This window comes from Pontixanthobacter luteolus, from assembly GCF_009828095.1.
Taxonomy (GTDB): Bacteria; Pseudomonadota; Alphaproteobacteria; order Sphingomonadales; family Sphingomonadaceae; genus Pontixanthobacter; species Pontixanthobacter luteolus.
In genome coordinates this window covers 1041200-1059262 of sequence record NZ_WTYP01000002.1, presented here as the reverse complement: position 1 = coordinate 1059262, position 18063 = coordinate 1041200, and the positions used below count along the sequence as shown (strand labels likewise).

The window sequence follows — 18063 nt, the reverse complement described above, 5'->3', positions numbered from 1 at the left end:
TGCTTAGCCGATCCGCCCCCAGCGGGCGGTGACGCCGCCATTGGCAGAATCCGAACTATCGACTTCGATATTTTTGGCACCCAGTTCGACTAGCAACTGCCTGGCGCGCTCTGCATTTTCCGGCGATCCGCTAAGGTTGATCGGCGCGCCCACGCGCTGCGAAGCCCATGCGATCAGTTCCAGAGCGGCGAGCCCGGCTTCCGTCGGTTCGCCTTCTTCGAAAGATACGCTGGGCAGTGCGCGTGTTGGCGGGACCAGTTCGACCTTCCATTCCGGTTCGGTCGCGGAAATACGGCGTTCCAGTTCTGCATAGGCAGACAGCGTTGCGCCCTCCAGCTCGGTCGATTTGACCAGCGCGCGGCGGCGCTGCCGGTCGACAATGACATCTTCCATACTGACGCCCGCTACCAGGGCCAGCCGTTTTGCCAGATCGTCTGCCCGCTCTGCTGCCGCAGCTTCTGCCTGCACGCGTGCCGCGCTCAGCTGCGCCTGTTCTGCGGCGGAAGAGCTGGTACCTACTTGGTACTGCGTGATCACCAGATTGACCGGCCTGCGCAGCTGCCGCGCCAGCGCACGGGCACCATCCGCCTCGGCATCGGGCTGCAGGGCGGGCGTCATGACAGTCGCATCGATAGTAATCGGGTCCGCATCCCAGTTGATCTGAACGTCTGACAGCCGCGACCGGTCACCGAACTGGTCCAGCAATTCGCCGCGCACCTGCCGTGCAGCGTTTGCCTCCCACGCGATCTGGCGCAGCGAATAGGCAAGCGGCACCGCCAGTGCCACGAAGACGACAACGATAACAATGTTCTGCAGCTGGGTTTGCCGATCGGACAGTGCAGTGCGAAAACCGTAGAGCCGCGCCATCAGCGCCGCCGTGAGGGCGATCGTCATCAGGTTGGTAATATATAGCAGCAGCGCGCCGGAAAAGACGGTCCAGTTCCACGTGGCCAATCCGTATCCGACCACCGCCAGCGGCGGCATCAAGGCGGTCGCGATCGCCACGCCGACAATCGTACCCTCGCGCCCGCGGATCATCGCATATGCACCGGCCAGCGCGGAAAACAGCGCCACCAGCAGATCGAACAGGTTGGGCCGAGTGCGCGAAGCGATTTCGGAAGTCAGCTCCTGAAGCGGGGACAGAAACACCACCGTCGCACACAGGCCGACGGCCATCAGCGTGCCCCAAGCCAGCGAACGGGCCGACTTGCGCAGCCATTGGTAATCGCCAATCGCCAATGCAAATCCCAGCCCCATGATCGGGTCCATCAGGGGGGACAGCAGCATGGCGCCGATTACGACCGCAGGCGATGACAGCAGCAGGCCAAGTATCGCAATTCCGCCCGACATCGCTGTCATGAACAGATAGCGCGCGGACATTTCCCCTTCGACGCGGCGCTTGTCGATCACCGCCTGCTGGTCGACTGAGCCGATGACCGATTCCCGCCACCATTGACGAAAACCGAATACAGCGCGTGCGAAAGCTAGATCGTTGCGTTCGACAGGTTCCTGGCTTGCCAAATGTATTTCCTCAACTGGTAATCCGCGGTCCTTATACCGCACCGGATGGCAACGAAAGCATAGACGTGCACGGCGCAATATTGCACAAATCTTGAACTTCGTGTCTTATGCCCTTAATACAGTAGTGAAACAGGAAATCCGCCGGCCTTGCCCGGCACAGTACAGGAGCCGGCCCCCAGCCATGAGTTCGACCGAGACAAAGACCGCAACCCAGAACAGCACTGGCCTCGATCTCGAGCTCACTGCACCCGATCCGGTGCCCGAGGTAAAGCCAGCCAACGCGGCCGGGCTGGTGCCGGTGTCCGAAGAAGTGCAGTCCAAACTTGCGACCAAGGTCGAATCCTTCGTCATGGACCTGGTAAACCAGGACGCTAACTCCCCTGAATTCGGCAAGAAAGTCGATCAGCTGACCAATATGGGCCGCAAGGAAATCATGGCTGCTGCCCAGATGTCCAATCGCTTTCTGGACCGCCCTATCCGCGCGATGGACAAGGACGAAGGCGTCGGTGCCAATTTGCAGGAATTGCGCAATGTGGTTGAGGATCTCGACCCCGGCAAACGCGGCAAGCTGACCGGCACACGCAAGATTTTCGGCATCATCCCGTTCGGCAACAAGCTGACCAATTATTTCCGCAGCTATCAGAGCGCGCAGACCCACATTCAGGAAATTCTGTCCAAGCTGTCGAACGGCAAGGACGAACTGCTGATGGATAACGCCGCGATCGATGTCGAACGGCAGAAGCTGTGGGAAGCGATGGGCGATCTGGAACAGATGATCCATATCTCCAAAACGCTGGACGAGCGACTGGAAGAGAAAGCAGCCGAGCTGGACGCAACCGATCCGGCGAAGGCGAAGGCCGTGCGCGAAACCGCGCTATTCTATGTCCGCCAGCGGACGCAGGACTTGCTGACCCAGATGGCCGTGAGCGTTCAGGGCTATCTTGCCCTGGATCTGGTGAAGAAGAACAATGTCGAGCTGGTCAAAGGTGTCGACCGTGCCAGTACCACGACAGTCGGCGCGCTGCGCACTGCCGTGACGGTGTCGGAAGCGATGACCAATCAGCGCCTCGTGCTGGGCCAGATCACCGCGCTCAACGAAACCACCGCCGGTATCATCGACAGCACCTCAACCCTGCTGCGCGACCAGACTGGCAAGATCCACGAACAGGCAGCCGCCAGTACAATCCCGCTGGAAACGCTGCAACGCGCATTTCAGAACATCTACGACACGATGGATGAAGTGGACCAGTTCAAGGTACGCGCACTCGATTCCATGAAGCAGACGGTGAATGTGCTCTCCAACGAGGTCGAGAAGTCAAAAGGCTACATCGCCCGAGCCGAAGGACAGAACCAGGCGTCCAGCAAGGTCGCAGAATCCAACCTTCTCACCGTTGAAGACTGATGAACGATCTTACAAACCAGAGCGACGATATCGTGCGCGCTGCTGGACAATCCCTGTCACAACAGCGCGCTGGTGGAGTTCATCGCCGCGCCAGTTCGATCGGTCGAGGTTCAGCCAAGCTCAAGCTGGGTCACTGGATGAAAAAAGCGCGAAATATCGTGCTTGCTGTTGGCGCACTATGGGTCGCGGGCCTCACGATTGGCGCGGTGATAGGCGGCATCGGATTTGCGGGCGTCATGGCTCTCGGTATTGGAACAGTCGTCGCTCTGGCTATTCTCGGTAAATATCCAAAAATGAAGGTGCCTGAGCGGGCAGACCTGAACACCGAAAACGTACGCGAGCTCGTTGCAAAGACAGAACTGTGGCTTGAAATGCAGCGATCGAGGCTGCCCGTTCCGATCGCCAAGAGCCTGACTATCATCGGCAGCCAACTGGACGAGTTGCAACCCCAGCTCGAAGAGACTGATCAGAAGCACCCTACCGCAACGGAAATTCGAAAACTTGTCGGCACAGACCTCCCTGACATGATCGAGGGCTTTCTGAAAATTCCTGAAAGTCTTCGGTATGAAGAGCGCAACGGCACCACACCGGTAAGCACTCTCGAGAACGGCCTCGACGTCATTAGCCGAGAGATTGACTCGATCAACCGTCAGCTTGCCCAAGGGTCAATCGACAATCTCGCAATCCGCCACCGCTATCTGGATTACAAATATAGCGATGGATTGGATGAAGGCGGCGGAGTGCCGCTGCCAGATTTTGAACAAAACAAAACGAAAGTTATCTGATGCGGGTTGCAATTCCACACGAATTACCGCGCGAAGAAGTGCGCAAGCGGCTGCGGGAGCGCAGCCACGAAATTGCGGACCATATCCCTGGCGGGGTGGCTGACGTCACCACTGACTGGGCCAGCGAAGACCGGATGAACATCAGTGTCAGCGCCATGGGGCAAGACCTGCGCGGCGCGGTCGATATTGAAGATGGCCAGCTCGTCTTCGTCATCGACCTGCCGATGGCGCTAAGCTTTTTCGAACCGATCATTTCCGGCGCGATCAAGCAACAGGGCCAGAAAATGTTGGCCCCGCCCGCCGGTTCCGACGCCTAGATTTTGCGGTCCAGCTCCAGATAGGTCTGCGGTATCCGCAAGGATGCCGATGCTTCGCGCGTTTCCAGCATGAAGATGATCAGTCCGATCAGCAGGAAAGCAATTGCAAGGATGAAGGTGCCGGCTGCAATCTGATCCAGATCGGCACCGGTCAGCCCGTTCAGAAACAGGATCACGACCGTCGATCCGATCGTCAGCGCGCTCAGCACCAGCATCAGGATAGCGCGGCCAACCAACTCGATACGCTTCGCCGTGGAGCGTATTTCGAACACGATCATGTCATGTTCCGCCCCGGTCGTTTCACCATGCTGCTGCTTTAGCAGGCGCGAGCGGTCAACCACCCTGCCCAGCCTGGTGGTGAGGAAGTTCAGAATGCTGGATATCGCGACCAGCACGAAGACCGGCGTCAGCGAGACCTGAATGGTTTCTGCAATCATGATTGCCGGGAGATAGGGTCAGCCAACCGGCTGTGCAATCAGCGTGGCTCCCTGATCGGCAAACAATGCATCGGAAATCGTATGCAGCACCCCGCACTCGCCTGCGCCAATCCGGGTATTTCCGATCAGCACGTCGCCAATCAGTGGCATGGCCATGACCGGACCGGGAAACCGCAGCGCCAGATCGGGAGCAGGCCTGCCAACCAGATAGTCCAGTCTGAAATAGGGGCCCTCAACCAGGCTCGCCGACTTGTCGAAGTCGATTGTTCGGCGGAAGCGAGGTTCATGCGGTTCGCCATTTGCAACCGCCAGTGCCTCCTCGAGGTGAAGTTGCCGCGGGCGGCCATAGTCGAACAGGCGATATGTCACATCGCTGTTCTGCTGTATCTCGACCAGGCTGATGCCCGGACCGATGGCGTGGACGGTCCCTGCTGGAAGGTAGAAAAAATCACCGCGCTGCGCCGGATACCATTCAAGCAGGTCCTCGATCGACCCGTCCACGGCAGCCGCGCGGATTTCATCCCTGCTCAACGACTGTTTAAATCCGATCGCGAGCCGCGCATCGGCTTCTGCGTCGAGCACGAGCCAGCATTCTTCCTTGCCGCGCTGTCCATCCGGCGCGTTGTGATCCGAGGGATGCACCTGGACCGACAATTTCTCGCTGGTGAAGAGGTATTTTGCCAGCAGCCTGTCAAAACCGGGCTGCGGTTCGAACCAGATTTCGCCAATCTGCTTCCCGTCGGGGCCGGCAAACGGCGATGGCAGCGTACTGCGCCCCCACACTTTTTCGACCAAACGGGTCGGCAAGACTGGCTGAATACTCACTGCGAAGCTGCCCCGCCCAGCTTACCCACCAATTGCGCGCCGTCTGCGGTGGTAATCAGAACCTCGTCGCCGTCGACCACAACGATCAGATCCTTGATACCGATCGCCGAAACCCGCGGACCGTCAGTCTGGACCAGGGTGTTTTCACAATCGACAAGCTCGGTCCGGCCGGAAACCGAATTACCTGCCTCATCCTTTTCACGCGCATCGTGCAGCGCCTGCCAATTGCCGATATCGGACCAGCCCATGGAAGCCGGAACCATGGCTGCCTTGTCGGTTTTTTCCATCACTGCATAATCGACGGAGATGCCTTCGATGGCGGCGAATTCCTCCGCTTGCGGGCGGAAATGCAGGCCCTCAGCGGTGCCAGCAGCGACCGCAGCGCGGAGATGCCCGATCATTTGCGGGTGGAATTTTTCCAGTTCTTCGAGGAAAACTCCCGCTTGGAAACAGAAGATGCCGCCATTCCAGCTGAATCCGCCTTCATCGAGGAAGCGCCTCGCGTCTGGCAGGTCCGGCTTTTCGACAAATCGTTCAACGGAATAGCCGCCGCCGATTTGTTCGCCCTGCAGGATATAACCATATCCGGTTTCAGGATGGGTCGCCTCGATACCGAACGCGACGAGCCAATTCTGGTCCGCGAGAGAAGCTGCCATTTCCGCAGCCGCAATGAAGGCAGCGGCATCTTTGATATGGTGGTCGCTGGGGCAAACCAGCATCACAGCATCGGCAGGAAGGCGCATTGCCGCCAGCGCGATCGCGGGGGCCGTGTTGCGCGCGGCGGGTTCGACAATGATCTCTATATTCGCCCGGTCACGGATCTGCTCTTCTATCAGTTCGATATGGGCTTCACCGGCGACGATCACTGGCGGAGCGAACATCTGCCCGTTTGTGCAGCGTTCCAGCGTTTGTTCGAACAGGCTGTGCGAACCCACCAGCGGCAGGAACGGTTTGGGCCGGTCGCGGCGGCTCAGCGGCCAAAGCCGCGTTCCGCTTCCTCCACACAGGATGACCGGGTGAATCATCGCTTACACAAATCCTTTCCAAACTTCATGGCAGCGCCATAGCGGCGACGCCTTGCGATCAGGTTACCAAGTGCAAATCTCCATCATCATCTAGAACCAGCGCTGGCGCCAGAAGAACGGGGCAGCCACCGGGTTGCCGTTACGGTCCATCGCCGGTTTGAAGCGCAGCCGATCTTCCACGAGGCGGCATGTTATCTGGTCCGCCTGACTGTCGGGGCTTGCGCGGTAGACAGTGCAATTTCGGGCCCTGCCATCCTTGCCTACGACCACCCGCACTATCACTTCGTTCCCTATCCGCGCCTTCCTGCCCCCCTCTGGAACCGGGTAATCGCGAGCGTTGTCGATGGCGCCAGATATGTGAACAGGTTTGGTAACCGCGACCCCGCCCATGCCGCCTCCGGCCAGGCCGCTGCCAGTGCCCGTGCCTTCACCAGCTGCGCCGGTTCCTTCGCCCTCATCCTTCGCACCTGAGGTGTTGGCTGCACCGGTGGAAGAAGCCTTGGGCATGGGTTGGTCACGCTCGATCGGCACTTTCGGTGCTGTGACCGGTTTGGGTGTGGCTTTTTTGCCTGCGCTGCCGGCGGCTCCTTCGTCCGGTACGGGCTCGTTTTCTTCAGGCGGAGGATCGCGGGTAGTCACCGTGACAGTGAAGGCAGCAACCACGCTCTGTTCAACCGTTTGGGTCATGTCCGGGGCAAACGCACGTGCAAGTCCGTAGATCGCAAGCAAATGCAGCAGCACGATTACCAGCAGCGTGGCTGGTTTTGGCCGCCTGCTCGTGGTCGAAAATTTCCCGCCTTCAGTCATTTAACTCCATCCGTACAATCCACTAGCAGGCGCTTGACGGTTTTCACTCAGCTACGCCGCTAGGGCACCACCCACCACGTTAGGAGGGTGTGAACGTGTCTGACATGCAGTCAATACCGGAAAATCGGGCAAGATCCCAAATTGCCGACGCATTCCTGATCCCGCTTGCCGGCGCGATACTGTTCGGTTTGCTCGCGTATTTCAGCATCGAGCTTTCCCGCGGGGATGGCCGGATCGCTGCAGTGTGGGTGCCGAACGGGGTTGCAGTGGCCTATCTGATGCGCGTCCGCGTACGTTACGAGGCCGTCTTTCTCGCCGCGCTTTACTGCGGGAATGTCTCAGCCAATCTGGCAGTGGGTGATAGCGCGATCCAGGCCGCGTCCCTGTCGCTTTGCAACACTGTGGAAATCGTCCTCGCGGCCATTCTGGTGCGCAGGTTTTGCGGCCGCAAACCGGACATGGTGCGGGTTTCGCACCTTATGATTTTCGTCGCATCTGCCGGGATTGCGGCACCGATCGCGTCCGCCTGCCTAGCAGTAGTGGTGATCGACATGAGTTCAGGAGCGCTGCTGGAGACCTGGCTCAAGTGGGCGACAACCGACGCGCTGGGGATGATCCTTGTCGCCCCGACCCTCATGATTATCGTGGATGCGGCCGAACATCCGCGCTGGCCTGAACCGTCCGAGGTTGCCGAATGGAGCCTGCTGACCATTGCCGGGACCATTACGACCTATCTTGTTTTCAGGCAGACAGAATTCCCCCTGCTGTTTCTGGTCGCGCCGGTCGTCGTCAGCCACGCTTTCCGTCTGGGCAGTCTGGGCACCGCGTTCTCGATCATCAAAGTGGCCGTAGTCGCCACCATCATGACCACGAGGGGCCACGGCCCGATAAACCTGATTGAACATTCCCAGACGGCGGAGTTGCTGGTCCTCCAGACCTTCCTTGCATCCGCGTTTGTGATGGGCCTGCCCGTGGCAGCGGTACTGAATGGAGAACGGCGCGCCGTTCGCAAGCTCGCGAGGCGGCAATCGCATCTCAAGCTTCTGACCGACAATATCACCGATGCAATCGTGCGGTACGACATCAATGGAATCTGCACCTACTGCTCCCCCTCGGTTGAGAGCGTGCTCGGCGCAAACCCCAAGGAATTCCTCGGCAAGCGGGCCTCGGAAAGAATGCATCCGGAAGCGAAGAAAGCCATCTCGCAGGCCGAAGCCCGCCTGTTGAGCGGGGAAAGCACCAGCGAACGCTTCACATACCGGCGATATCTCGACGATGGCCAGGGCCGGCCCGTGTTTATCGAAGCTGACGCGGCGATTGCGATCGGCTCTTCGACCAAGAAACCCGAGGGGATCATCGTTTCCGCCCGCGATGTGACGCACCGGGTCACGCTTGAGCATCAATTGAAGAGAGCGCGAAAACACGCGGAAAACGCAGCGGTCTCCAAATCACAATTTCTGGCAAACATGAGCCATGAGATCCGCACCCCCATGAACGGCGTTCTGGGCTTTGTGGATCTGCTTCTGCGCGCCGACTTGCCGAAAGAACAGCAGCGTCATGCCGAACTGATCAAGGAATCGGGCGACAGTATGATGGCATTGCTCAACGATATTCTGGACATATCCAAAATTGATGCCGGCGAAGTCATGATCAACCATGAACCGGTCGATGTTGGCCACGTGGTAAAGAACTGCCTGAAACTGCATTCCGCCAATGCAGAAAGCAAAGGCATCACCCTGACCAGCGATTTGCCCGGCGATTTCCCTCAAGCCGTGGATTGCGATCCGTTGAGGCTGCGGCAGATAATTCTGAACCTGCTGGGCAATTCGATCAAATTCACCGAGAGCGGGACAATCTGTGTCCAAGTGTCACGCGCGGGCGGCGAGTTTACCGTCGCTGTCGAAGACACCGGGATCGGCATCACACCAGACAGGTTGCACGCAATATTCAACCCGTTCGAACAGGCAGATAATGCCACGTCACGCCGTTATGGAGGCACTGGCCTTGGCCTGTCGATCAGCCGCAAGCTCGCCACTTTGCTGGGCGGCACGCTGTCGGCCACGAGCGAATTCGGGACTGGGTCGCGTTTCACCCTCACGCTGCCGCTGGTCCAGAGCAAGTTGGTGGCGAAACAGGCCAAGCGGTGCGACACCTCCGACCTTCGCTGTCAAACTATCGCGAGGTCCCGCATCTTGCTCGCCGAAGACCATGACATCAACCGTATCCTGGTGACGACCATGCTCGAACAATGCGGGCAGAGCGTCGAAACGGCTGTGGACGGGCAGGAAGCAGTCAGCTCCATCATGGCGGCGAAGGCAAACAGTGCGCCATTCGATCTGGTGCTTATGGATGTGCAAATGCCCGAGGTGGATGGATATCTGGCGACGCAAACCGTCCGCAATCTCGGTGTCTCTCCCGAAGAACTTCCAATCATCGCGCTTACCGCCAACGCTTTTGAGGAGGATATCAGCGCGGCTATCTCAGCGGGTATGCAAGCCCATCTTGCCAAGCCGCTTCAGTACGAAAAGCTGGTTACGATGCTGCAGCAATGGCTGCCGACAATATCGGATATGCCGGAAACCGGCGCGCGCCTGCCCTCGCCAGACGCTGGCGCAGCGAAGGCGGCAGCGGCAGCGGCAAATGAGGCTACAGCCACCACGCCGGATTCAAATGTTTCGATCGCTGATCGCTGGAAACTCCGCCGACAGGAAGCGCTGGACGCCGTGTCGGAGGCTTTGCGCGCTGGCGCGTTCGACGGTCAGGCTTCGGAGGACCTTGCACGCACCTGTCACAAGCTAGCCGGGACTGCCGGAATGTTTGGAGAGGAAGAGCTTGGAAAGCGAGCTAGCGCGCTGGAGCGTGCGCTGAAGTCCGCTGATCAGGCCGCTGAACGTTCAAGGCTGGCCGAGGACTTGCTCAGAGCCGCGTGAGGCCGTTCCGCCATCATCGCCGGAACAAGCCACAAAAACAAACGGCGGCCCCCGAAGGGACCGCCGCAAGTTTTAGTCGGCTGAAAGTGAACTTAGTAGCCGAAGATCAGCGAAAGGCTTGCCGCACGCGGCGCACCGATCTGCGCAAATCCGAAGCCATCAAGCGAACCACCGAAGAAGCCGATGTAATATTCGTCGAAGATGTTGGTCATGTTGAGCTGGACAGCAACGTCACCGCCGGTTGGCGATTGAGCAATTGTCCAACGAGCGTCCATGTCGACCAGGGTGTAGCCCGGTGCACGGTCAGCGTTGATGTCATTGATCCAACGCTTGCCGGTGTGCTTGACCTGCGCGCCCAGTTCGAACGAACCGAAAGCGACCTGCCCGCGCGCACCAACCGAGAAGTTTGGTGCGCCCGATTCAGTCTTGCCACCGGTCGGCAGGAACGAAGTGATGCCGTCCTGCACGTCATCCTTGATTTCCGATTCGTTGATCGAACCGAAGACATAAAGAAGCGTGTTGGAAGTCGGGCGGTAAGCGATCGAGCCGTCAATGCCCCACTTGTCTACGCGGCCGAGGTTACGGAATACGGTAGCGCCTTCGCCGTCATTCGCATCAGGATCGAATGCCGATGCAAGACGATCATTGTAGCGAGTGAACCAAGCAGCTGCCTGCGCAGTGATACGGCCCTGGTTGAAGCGAACACCAAGATCAAAGCTGTCGGTTGTTTCAGGAACCGGACGAGCAAAGTCGGTGTCAGCCAGATAGAGCGAGTCATACAGCGGGTCGGTGCCCGGGACCGACAGGCCCTTCGCGTAGTTTGCGAAAGCCGAGAAGCCGTTGTCGAAGTCGTAAGTGAAACCGACGTTCGGGAGCAGCTTGTCATACTTGTACTTGCGCGACTGCGGAGCAGCATAGTCCGGGTTTGCCGCAATGTACTGGGTCAGGTCCTGGCCCGGGTTCGGACAGTCCACGAAACCGTTGATCGAAGTGGTAAAGCAGTTCTGGTTCAGTTCACGTGTGAAGAACGGTGCACGAAGGCCGAGAACCGCATTCAAACCACCGAACTGACCACGATACTCAGCCGAAACCTGGTGCAGGATCGCAAGCGACAGACGGTCACGCTTGTTAACTTCCAGTCCGTTCACGTCCAGCAGCGGGTTGTCGATGGCGAAAACGTTGCTGATTTCACCGTCCGGCAACATGTTCGTGATCTGGCCGGTCTGACGGTGACGTGCACGATCCCATGTGTACGCAATGCGGACACGCTGATCATCGTTGATGTCATAGATCAGGTTGGCAACAACGCCGTAACGGTTGGTTTGCGTCTGGCTCGGATCGTTACCGGCAACTTCGTCGTCGAGGTCGCCGTCATTGTTGAGATCGCGGCCGAAGTAGTAACCACCGTTGAACGCACCAGTCAGCTGCGAAGTGGTTCCACGCGGGTTGAAGAAGCCTTCACGCAGATCGTCCGGTCCGCCGCCATTTGCTTTGACGTACTGGAAGCTCGGATCGACAGTCAGTGTCAGCGAGTCTGAAATGGTGAAACGCGATGCGCCGCGAATGTTACCGGTGTCGGATGGGTTGTAACGGCGGAAGAATGCCGAACCACAGCCGCCACGATCGCTATAGTCGACCGATGCGCCCGGGCTACCCGAACCGCCGATGACGGTGCGCGGATCAACGATGCACGGATACTCTTCGGTTTCAGCATAGATGCTGAAGCGATCTTTCTTCGTGAAATCGCCATCGTAGTAACCGAGCAGGTCAGAAAGGCGTTCCGAACCAGCGAAGTTGTTGCGGTTCTTGTTGAAGTGTCCCGAAACCGCGATGAAATCGCCGTTCGAACCGAGGTCCTGCCAAATACGGCCATTGAACTGAGTCTTATCGACTTGGCCATACGGGTTGTACGGAACGCCGTAGCGGGTTGTGCTGACGGAGACGAAAGCCTTGGTGCCAGCACCGGTGATGTCACCGGTATCGATCATGCCGAATGCGCGCGAGTATAGAGTGTCCGATGCGCCGGAGGCGAATACGTCGCCAACGCTGATTGTCGCGGTGAGGCCGAAGACATCGCCAGGCTCACGTGTACGGATGTTGATGGTGCCGCCAGCTGCCGATGCGGTGGGGCTGTCGACGTCGGTGGTACCGAGGTTCACGTTGACTTGCGACAGCACTTCGGAATCGACCTGCTGGTTGGTGTACAGCGCATAGTTACCGGAATCGTTCAGCGGCAGACCATCAAGTGTCTGCGACACGCGATCCGCGCCGAAACCACGAATGGTGAAACCACCACCCGACGAACCCCAAGGGTCATTGTTCTGGAAGCTGACACCCGGGACCAGGTTAACGATGTCGTTAACGGTCTGACCGGGGCGCTGGCGACGGATCACTTCTTCACCGAGAACCTGCTTGGCTTTCGTTGTTTCAGGAATCTCGACGCCGCCAACACCGCTGTCGCGGCTGCCGGTTACGATGATTTCAGATTCTTCAAAATCGACCGAACCGGTCGACTGCGCTGATGCAGGCGCCGCGAACATAGCCGAAGCGGTGATGCTGACAGCGCTGGCAGTCAGGAGATATTTAAGTTTCATGAACGACAGTCCTTGCGTGACGAACGGGAGTTGGTTCGAAAAATTATTATGCTCCGCCTCAGGAGCGATGAGCGCCCGATAGGTGCGATAGGTGACGCGCAAAAGGAGTTTTTGTGACCATATGATGACCATTGGCCGGAAACTTATTCACAGCCATGTCAGTTAGGCAAAATCAGTGCAATTACAGTGACCTATCAATGTTGCTGCAATGCAACACGATTTTACAAAGTTGTACAGCGGCATCGCAGGGCGCGATTCCGGTGATGGTCAGGCAAGGTTAATCTCGCGGAGTCGCTGCAACAGATAGTCATGGCTGGAGATCGGCTCGGGTGAATTTTCGTCCGCGCACGAAGGTAGCGTCTCGATCATATAGTCAGGCCTGAAGTGCAGGAAAAACGGCATGGAATAGCGCGCCCGATAGGCTGCCTCGCCGCTCGGGTTGACGACCCGGTGCGTGGTCGAACGCAGCCGTCCATTGGTAAGCCGGTCGAGCATGTCGCCAATGTTCACCACCAATGCGCCTCCCGGCGGATCGATGGCCAGCCATTCGCCGTCAGCCTTCAACAGTTCAAGGCCAGCTTCCTCAGCGCCGAGCAACAGCGTGATCGTGTTAATATCGCCATGAGCGGCCGCGCGGATTGCGCCCTCTGCCTCCGCCCCCTCCAGAGGGGGATAGCGCAGCAGGCGCATTACGGAATTTCCGTCCTTTACCGTCGGAACGAAAAAGTCTTCCTCAAGCCCCAGATGAATTGCGATTGCGCGCAGGACCTTGTCGCCGGCTTCTTCGAATGCGGCGTACAATTGCTCGAACGTTTCACGAAATCCGTCTACTTCTGCAGGCCAGATATTGGGCGCCATATATTCAGCAAGCTCGTGCCCTTCGGGCAGGTCACGCCCGACGTGCCAGAACTCTTTCAGGTCATGGACCTTGGCATCTTTCGCCTTTTCCGTGCCGAAAGGAGTGTAACCACGGGCACCGCCCCCGCCTTCCAGAATGTAGGCGCGCTTCACCTCTTCAGGCAGCGCAAAGAAAGCTTTCGACTTTTCCTCAGCGCGCTCGATCAATTCCCTGGGGATGCCATGGTCGCGGATCACCGCGAAACCATATTCGGCAAAGCTGCGGCCAAGTTCATCCGCCACTTCGTTCAACGGGCGGGCAATCGATACGGATGCAATGTCAGTCATGAGAGCTTCTTTAATAGGGAAGGAACAGCCCCGCCAGCGCTGCACTCATCAAATTGGCGAGCGAACCTGCGGCCAGAGCGCGCAGGCCCAGCTTGGCAATGACAGGCCGCTGGTTCGGGGCGAGGCCGCCTGTAACGGCCATCTGGATAGCAATCGAGGAAAAATTGGCAAATCCGCACAAGGCAAACGTTACAATTGCCCGGCTGCGTTCCGTCAGCGCGTCCGTACCGATCTGGCCAAGTTCGATGAAGGCGACAAATTCGTTGAGGACAATCTTGGTGCCGAACAGCCCGCCTGCGGTCTGCGCCTGGCTCCAGTCGCTGATGCCGAGCAGGAACATGATCGGTGCGAACACCCAGCCCAATATCTGCTGGAAGGACAGGTCGGGATAGCCAAGCAGCCCTCCGACCGATCCGAGCAAACCGTTGGCCAGTGCAACCAGCGCGACAAAGGCCAGCACCATCGCGCCCACCGCAACCGCCAGCTTTACGCCGGTTTGCGCGCCCTGCGCGGCCGCCTCGATCACGTTGGCCGGCTGCTGCCCTTCTTCGAAGGTTTCTGCAATTTCGACCTCATGAGCCTTACCGCCCTCGGTCAAGGCAGCCGGGCCTTCAGAGCTGATCCTGCTTTTGGGCAAGGCAATATCGCCGACGATGTCCGAATGATCCGCATCATCGGGCATGATAATTTTCGCCATCAGAATGCCGCCCGGCGCGGACATAAATGCCGCTGCCAGCAGGAATGGCAGGTATTCACTGCCAAGCAGCCCAGCATAGGCGGCGAGAATTGTACCGGCCACACCCGCCATGCCGACGCTCATCAACGTGAACAGCCGCGACGGGGAAAGCGAGGCGAGATAGGGCCTTACAACCAGCGGACTTTCCGACTGGCCGACAAAGATATTGGCCGCAGCGCCCAGCGCCTCGACCTTGCTGACGCCTGTGACCCAGCCAATCGCACCGCCGACCCAGCGTACGACGCGCTGCATGATGCCAAGGTAGTAGAGGATTGAAACCAGCGATGCGAAGAACACGATCACCGGCAATGCGCCCAGCGCAAAGGTGTTTTTGAGCGGATTGTCGACCCCGAACAGGAAAGCCGTGCCGGCATCGGCATAGGATAGCAGCGCGGCCACTCCGTCTGACATCCCCTGGATCGCGGCCCTGCCCCATGGCGTGCGTAAAACCAGAAATGCGAGCACCGCCTGCAGCGCGAAAGCAGAGGCAACGATCCGCAAATTGATCCGCGTCTTGCCGACGGAAAGGATAAACGCGATGAGCAAAATCGCAGCAATGCCGAGTAGGCTGGCCAAAATCGGGTGCATGATATCTTTCGGTTCCGAGTCTAGAAGCTGCCGCCTTCGCCTTTTGCGGGCGATCAGTCAAACGCTCTACCCACAGAGACTGTGCGGTGGGCGGCTTCCCTTTTTGCACGCGAGCCAATAGTCAGCTGGAATGACAACCGACAATCAGCCTGCCACCATTACCCGATCCCTGCTGTTCATGCTGCTTCTGTATGGCGGCATGACCGTGGTTGCGGGGGTTCTGGCTTACAAGCAAATCCAGCTGTGGCCGACCAATCTGGCAGTCGAGGCAGGCATCCTCGCATTTCTGATTCTGGTCGTAATTTCCAGCACCATCACGCAGCTGTTCGGGCAAAAACTGGCCAACAAGGTGGTCTGGTGGGGTTTCGTACCGCTCGGGGTTTCCTCAATCCTGATGCAGATCGTTCTGCAATTGCCAGCGTCTGTAGAAATGCTGGAATTCCGGCCTGATGACCTGGTCGCTTTCGAACGTGTCCATCAGCAACTGTGGAGGGTCTGGCTGGCGGGCCCGGCCGCATATCTCGTTTCGCTGCTGCTGAATGTGTGGATTTTCTCGAAGCTTCGGGGAAGCGGCGATCAAGGCACGCTTGGGCTGATGGCCCGAGGGGCAATCGCCTCTGCGCTCAGTCAGGCAATCGATTCGGTGATCTTCATCACCCTTGCATTCTACGGCGTGTTTGAAATCAAGGAGCTGCTGATTGGCCAGATGCTGGCCAAGATCGTGCTTTCCTTTGTGCTGGTGCCATTCCTTATTACGGGCTTCATCCAATTGGCCCGGTGGCTGGATCGCAAACCGCTTTAGACAGTCCGCAGAACCGCGATCCCTGCTGCGGGAAGCAAGCGATCGCCCAACACCATTTGCCCCTGCAACGCCTCTGGTATCGCTTGCGATTCAGCGCGGTAATTGAACAGGAAGCTTAGCTTTCCTGCCTTGCGCAGCCGCATACCTTCCGGAAGCGGCACAGCGGCAAGGCCGGCATCGTGCGCAGCGCGGGCAGCGATTACGGCCATCACCTCGCCTTCGGGCCAGGTCGCGCAGTAACGCACATTCGCGGACTTCCAGCACGCAACCATCCCGTCATCGCTGACAAGTTCCCGTTCGGCATCGCTTTCCAAATGGTCCAGCCAGCGCGTGATTGCCCAGCCATCGCCCTGATGCGTGACCCCGGCACGCAGCGATTCGCTGCGGCTGACCTGCGCAGGGAAAATCGCCTGAAGCGGCCCCAGCGCGAGGTTGTCAGGGATGGAGAATTCAGCGGTCTTGCTTCCGCTGCGCGGCCCGATGATGATCTGGCCTGAAAAAGATGCAAGCTGCTCTGCCAGACCGTCCGCCACGATTGGCAGGCATGGCAGAACGACCATGGCATACCCGCTCAAGTCAGTGCCCGGGGCGACGATGTCGACATTCAGCCCCAGCTTGCGCAGCTGCGTATAGGCAGTGAAATTGGCCCATAGCGCTGACAGATCTTCTCCTTGCGGTTGGGTGGCTGTGACCCATTCGGATTCGTAGCTGAAGATAATCGCCGCTTCCTTGACCGGCTCAGCATTTGGCAGCTCACCCGACCCCTGAATTGCTGCGATATCGGCCGACGCCTGCGCAGCTTCGCCCAGTCCCGGCGCAGCCTTTCCATCCGGGCGCAGCAACCCTGCGTGCATCTGTTCCTGCGCGAAGAGGGCCTGGCGCCAGCGGAAATAGCTGACCAGTTCAGCCCCGTGCGCCATCGCCTCCAGCGTCCACAATCTGACCATTCCCGGCAGCGGTGCGGGGTTGTTGCGCGCCCAGTTCACCGGCCCCGGTTGCTGTTCGATCACGCCCCACCGGCCATCGGCGGCGCAGCCACGATACAGGTCATGGTGGAAGGCAGCGATGTCAGGATGGCCTTGCCTCACATAATCCCGTTTGTCGGCATCGCTGAAACGGAACATTTCCAGGAAACCGAGCGGGTAGCTGTCCCACATCACGCAATCGAGCTGGCGGCCCAGATCGTGGTGATCGTAGTCGGTATAGAAACCCATCGCGTTGTGCATGACATCACGGCCCGGCGAAAGCTGGCGAAGGATGTCGACCTGCGCGCGGTCAAATGCGACGACCTGATCGGAAGAAAACCGCCGGAATGCCAGCCAATGTGCTGGGTTTGCTTCGGTAACCGCCAGATTGGGCAGATCGACCTCGTCGAAACTGCGATATTCCATGCTCCAGAACACATTACCCCATGCACTGTTCAGAGCATCAATCGTTTTGTAACGATCGGACAGCCAATCGCGGAACGCCAGCCGCGCCGCATCGGAATAGCTGATTACGGTATCGTGGCAGCCGTATTCGTTGTCGGTCTGCCACATGATAACCGCCGGATGATTGCCGTATCGCTCTGCATAGGCGCGAGTGATCCGCCCCGCCTGTTCGCGGTAGCCAGGATGGCTGAAACAATAATGCCTGCGCGATCCGAAACCGCGCTTGCGGCCCTGCTCGTCCACCGCCACCATATCGGGCATTTGGTCAACCAGCCATTTGGGCGGCGTCGCAGTTGGCGTACCCAGGATCACGCCCAATCCGGCGTCATGCAAAACTTCGATAGCTTTATCGAGCCAGCCCCAGTCGAAGCGCCCCGGCTCAGGCTCTACCCTGCTCCATGCAAACTCGCCGATCCTTACGCGGGTAATTCCGGTTTCGGCCATATGGCGGGCATCAGCGGCCCAGTTCGCCTGCGGCCAGTGTTCCGGATAATAACAAACCCCAAGCCGCATATGCGCACCCTCCCGATCCAGCTTCCCACAGCAGAACCGCCCAGCCTGCGCAATGCCAAGCTATGATTGAAGCTAAAGCTGAGAAACTGCCGACAAAAGATTCTCTGGGAAAGCGAAGCCTTGCGCAACCGGGCCAAACAGGCAATCGAGTATGGAATAGAGGGAG

The 18063-nt window shown here is 58.7% G+C and carries 14 protein-coding genes; 5 read left to right on the top strand and 9 right to left on the bottom strand.

The features are described from left to right. Positions 1-3 precede the first annotated feature (3 nt). On the bottom strand, positions 4-1521 hold the full coding sequence (locus GRI43_RS13465) for a DUF389 domain-containing protein (protein WP_202391713.1): 1518 nt from the start codon (positions 1519-1521) through the stop codon (positions 4-6). 181 nt (positions 1522-1702) lie between these two features. Between GRI43_RS13465 and GRI43_RS13460 the strand changes: the two genes are divergently transcribed. From GRI43_RS13460 to GRI43_RS13450, 3 genes are read left to right on the top strand one after another with little or no spacing between them, the layout of a single operon-like run. After that, complete coding sequence (locus tag GRI43_RS13460; RefSeq protein ID WP_160731587.1) at positions 1703-2923, top strand: toxic anion resistance protein; 1221 nt, start codon at positions 1703-1705, stop codon at positions 2921-2923. Then, positions 2923-3708, top strand: coding sequence for a hypothetical protein (locus tag GRI43_RS13455; protein ID WP_160731586.1), 786 nt, complete (start codon positions 2923-2925; stop codon positions 3706-3708). Before GRI43_RS13460 ends, GRI43_RS13455 begins: the two co-directional genes overlap by 1 nt. After that, complete coding sequence (locus tag GRI43_RS13450) at positions 3708-4025, top strand: polyhydroxyalkanoic acid system family protein (RefSeq protein ID WP_160731585.1); 318 nt, start codon at positions 3708-3710, stop codon at positions 4023-4025. The genes GRI43_RS13455 and GRI43_RS13450 overlap by 1 nt, the downstream gene beginning before the upstream one ends. Here the strand turns inward: GRI43_RS13450 and GRI43_RS13445 are convergent. The 4 genes from GRI43_RS13445 to GRI43_RS13430 form a co-directional block, all read right to left on the bottom strand. Beyond that, a complete protein-coding gene (locus GRI43_RS13445; protein ID WP_160731584.1) occupies positions 4022-4462 on the bottom strand; it encodes a DUF2721 domain-containing protein in 441 nt (146 codons plus the stop codon). The genes GRI43_RS13450 and GRI43_RS13445 overlap by 4 nt on opposite strands. A gap of 18 nt (positions 4463-4480) precedes the next feature. Beyond that, the gene (locus GRI43_RS13440; RefSeq protein WP_338090055.1) at positions 4481-5287 is read right to left on the bottom strand and encodes a class I mannose-6-phosphate isomerase; all 807 of its coding nucleotides are present in this window, start codon (positions 5285-5287) and stop codon (positions 4481-4483) included. Beyond that, entirely contained in the window at positions 5284-6312 is a 1029-nt protein-coding gene (locus GRI43_RS13435) for a mannose-1-phosphate guanylyltransferase (protein ID WP_160731583.1), read from the bottom strand. Before GRI43_RS13435 ends, GRI43_RS13440 begins: the two co-directional genes overlap by 4 nt. Positions 6313-6402: 90 nt before the next feature. Further along, positions 6403-7119 (bottom strand): TonB family protein, encoded by a 717-nt coding sequence (locus tag GRI43_RS13430; RefSeq protein WP_160731582.1) that lies wholly within the window; start codon positions 7117-7119, stop codon positions 6403-6405. Between the two features lie 104 nt (positions 7120-7223). Between GRI43_RS13430 and GRI43_RS13425 the strand changes: the two genes are divergently transcribed. Continuing rightward, a complete protein-coding gene (locus GRI43_RS13425; RefSeq protein ID WP_235903807.1) occupies positions 7224-10049 on the top strand; it encodes an MASE1 domain-containing protein in 2826 nt (941 codons plus the stop codon). Positions 10050-10141: 92 nt separating this feature from the next. Here the strand turns inward: GRI43_RS13425 and GRI43_RS13420 are convergent, their stop codons facing one another. From GRI43_RS13420 to GRI43_RS13410, 3 genes are all read right to left on the bottom strand, one after another. Beyond that, positions 10142-12643 (bottom strand): TonB-dependent receptor, encoded by a 2502-nt coding sequence (locus GRI43_RS13420; RefSeq protein WP_160731580.1) that lies wholly within the window; start codon positions 12641-12643, stop codon positions 10142-10144. A 267-nt stretch (positions 12644-12910) separates the two neighbouring features. Further along, entirely contained in the window at positions 12911-13828 is a 918-nt protein-coding gene (locus tag GRI43_RS13415) for an isopenicillin N synthase family dioxygenase (protein ID WP_160731579.1), read from the bottom strand. 10 nt (positions 13829-13838) lie between these two features. After that, positions 13839-15152, bottom strand: a complete 1314-nt coding sequence (locus GRI43_RS13410; protein ID WP_160731578.1) for a NupC/NupG family nucleoside CNT transporter — start codon at positions 15150-15152, stop codon at positions 13839-13841. A 130-nt stretch (positions 15153-15282) separates the two neighbouring features. On the opposite strand from GRI43_RS13410, the gene GRI43_RS13405 reads away from it, so the two are divergent. Further along, the gene (locus GRI43_RS13405) at positions 15283-15954 is read left to right on the top strand and encodes a queuosine precursor transporter (RefSeq protein WP_160731577.1); all 672 of its coding nucleotides are present in this window, start codon (positions 15283-15285) and stop codon (positions 15952-15954) included. On the opposite strand, the gene GRI43_RS13400 is transcribed toward GRI43_RS13405, so the two are convergent. Next, a complete protein-coding gene (locus GRI43_RS13400) occupies positions 15951-17897 on the bottom strand; it encodes a beta-galactosidase (protein WP_160731576.1) in 1947 nt (648 codons plus the stop codon). The genes GRI43_RS13405 and GRI43_RS13400 overlap by 4 nt on opposite strands. Positions 17898-18063: the final 166 nt, after the last annotated feature.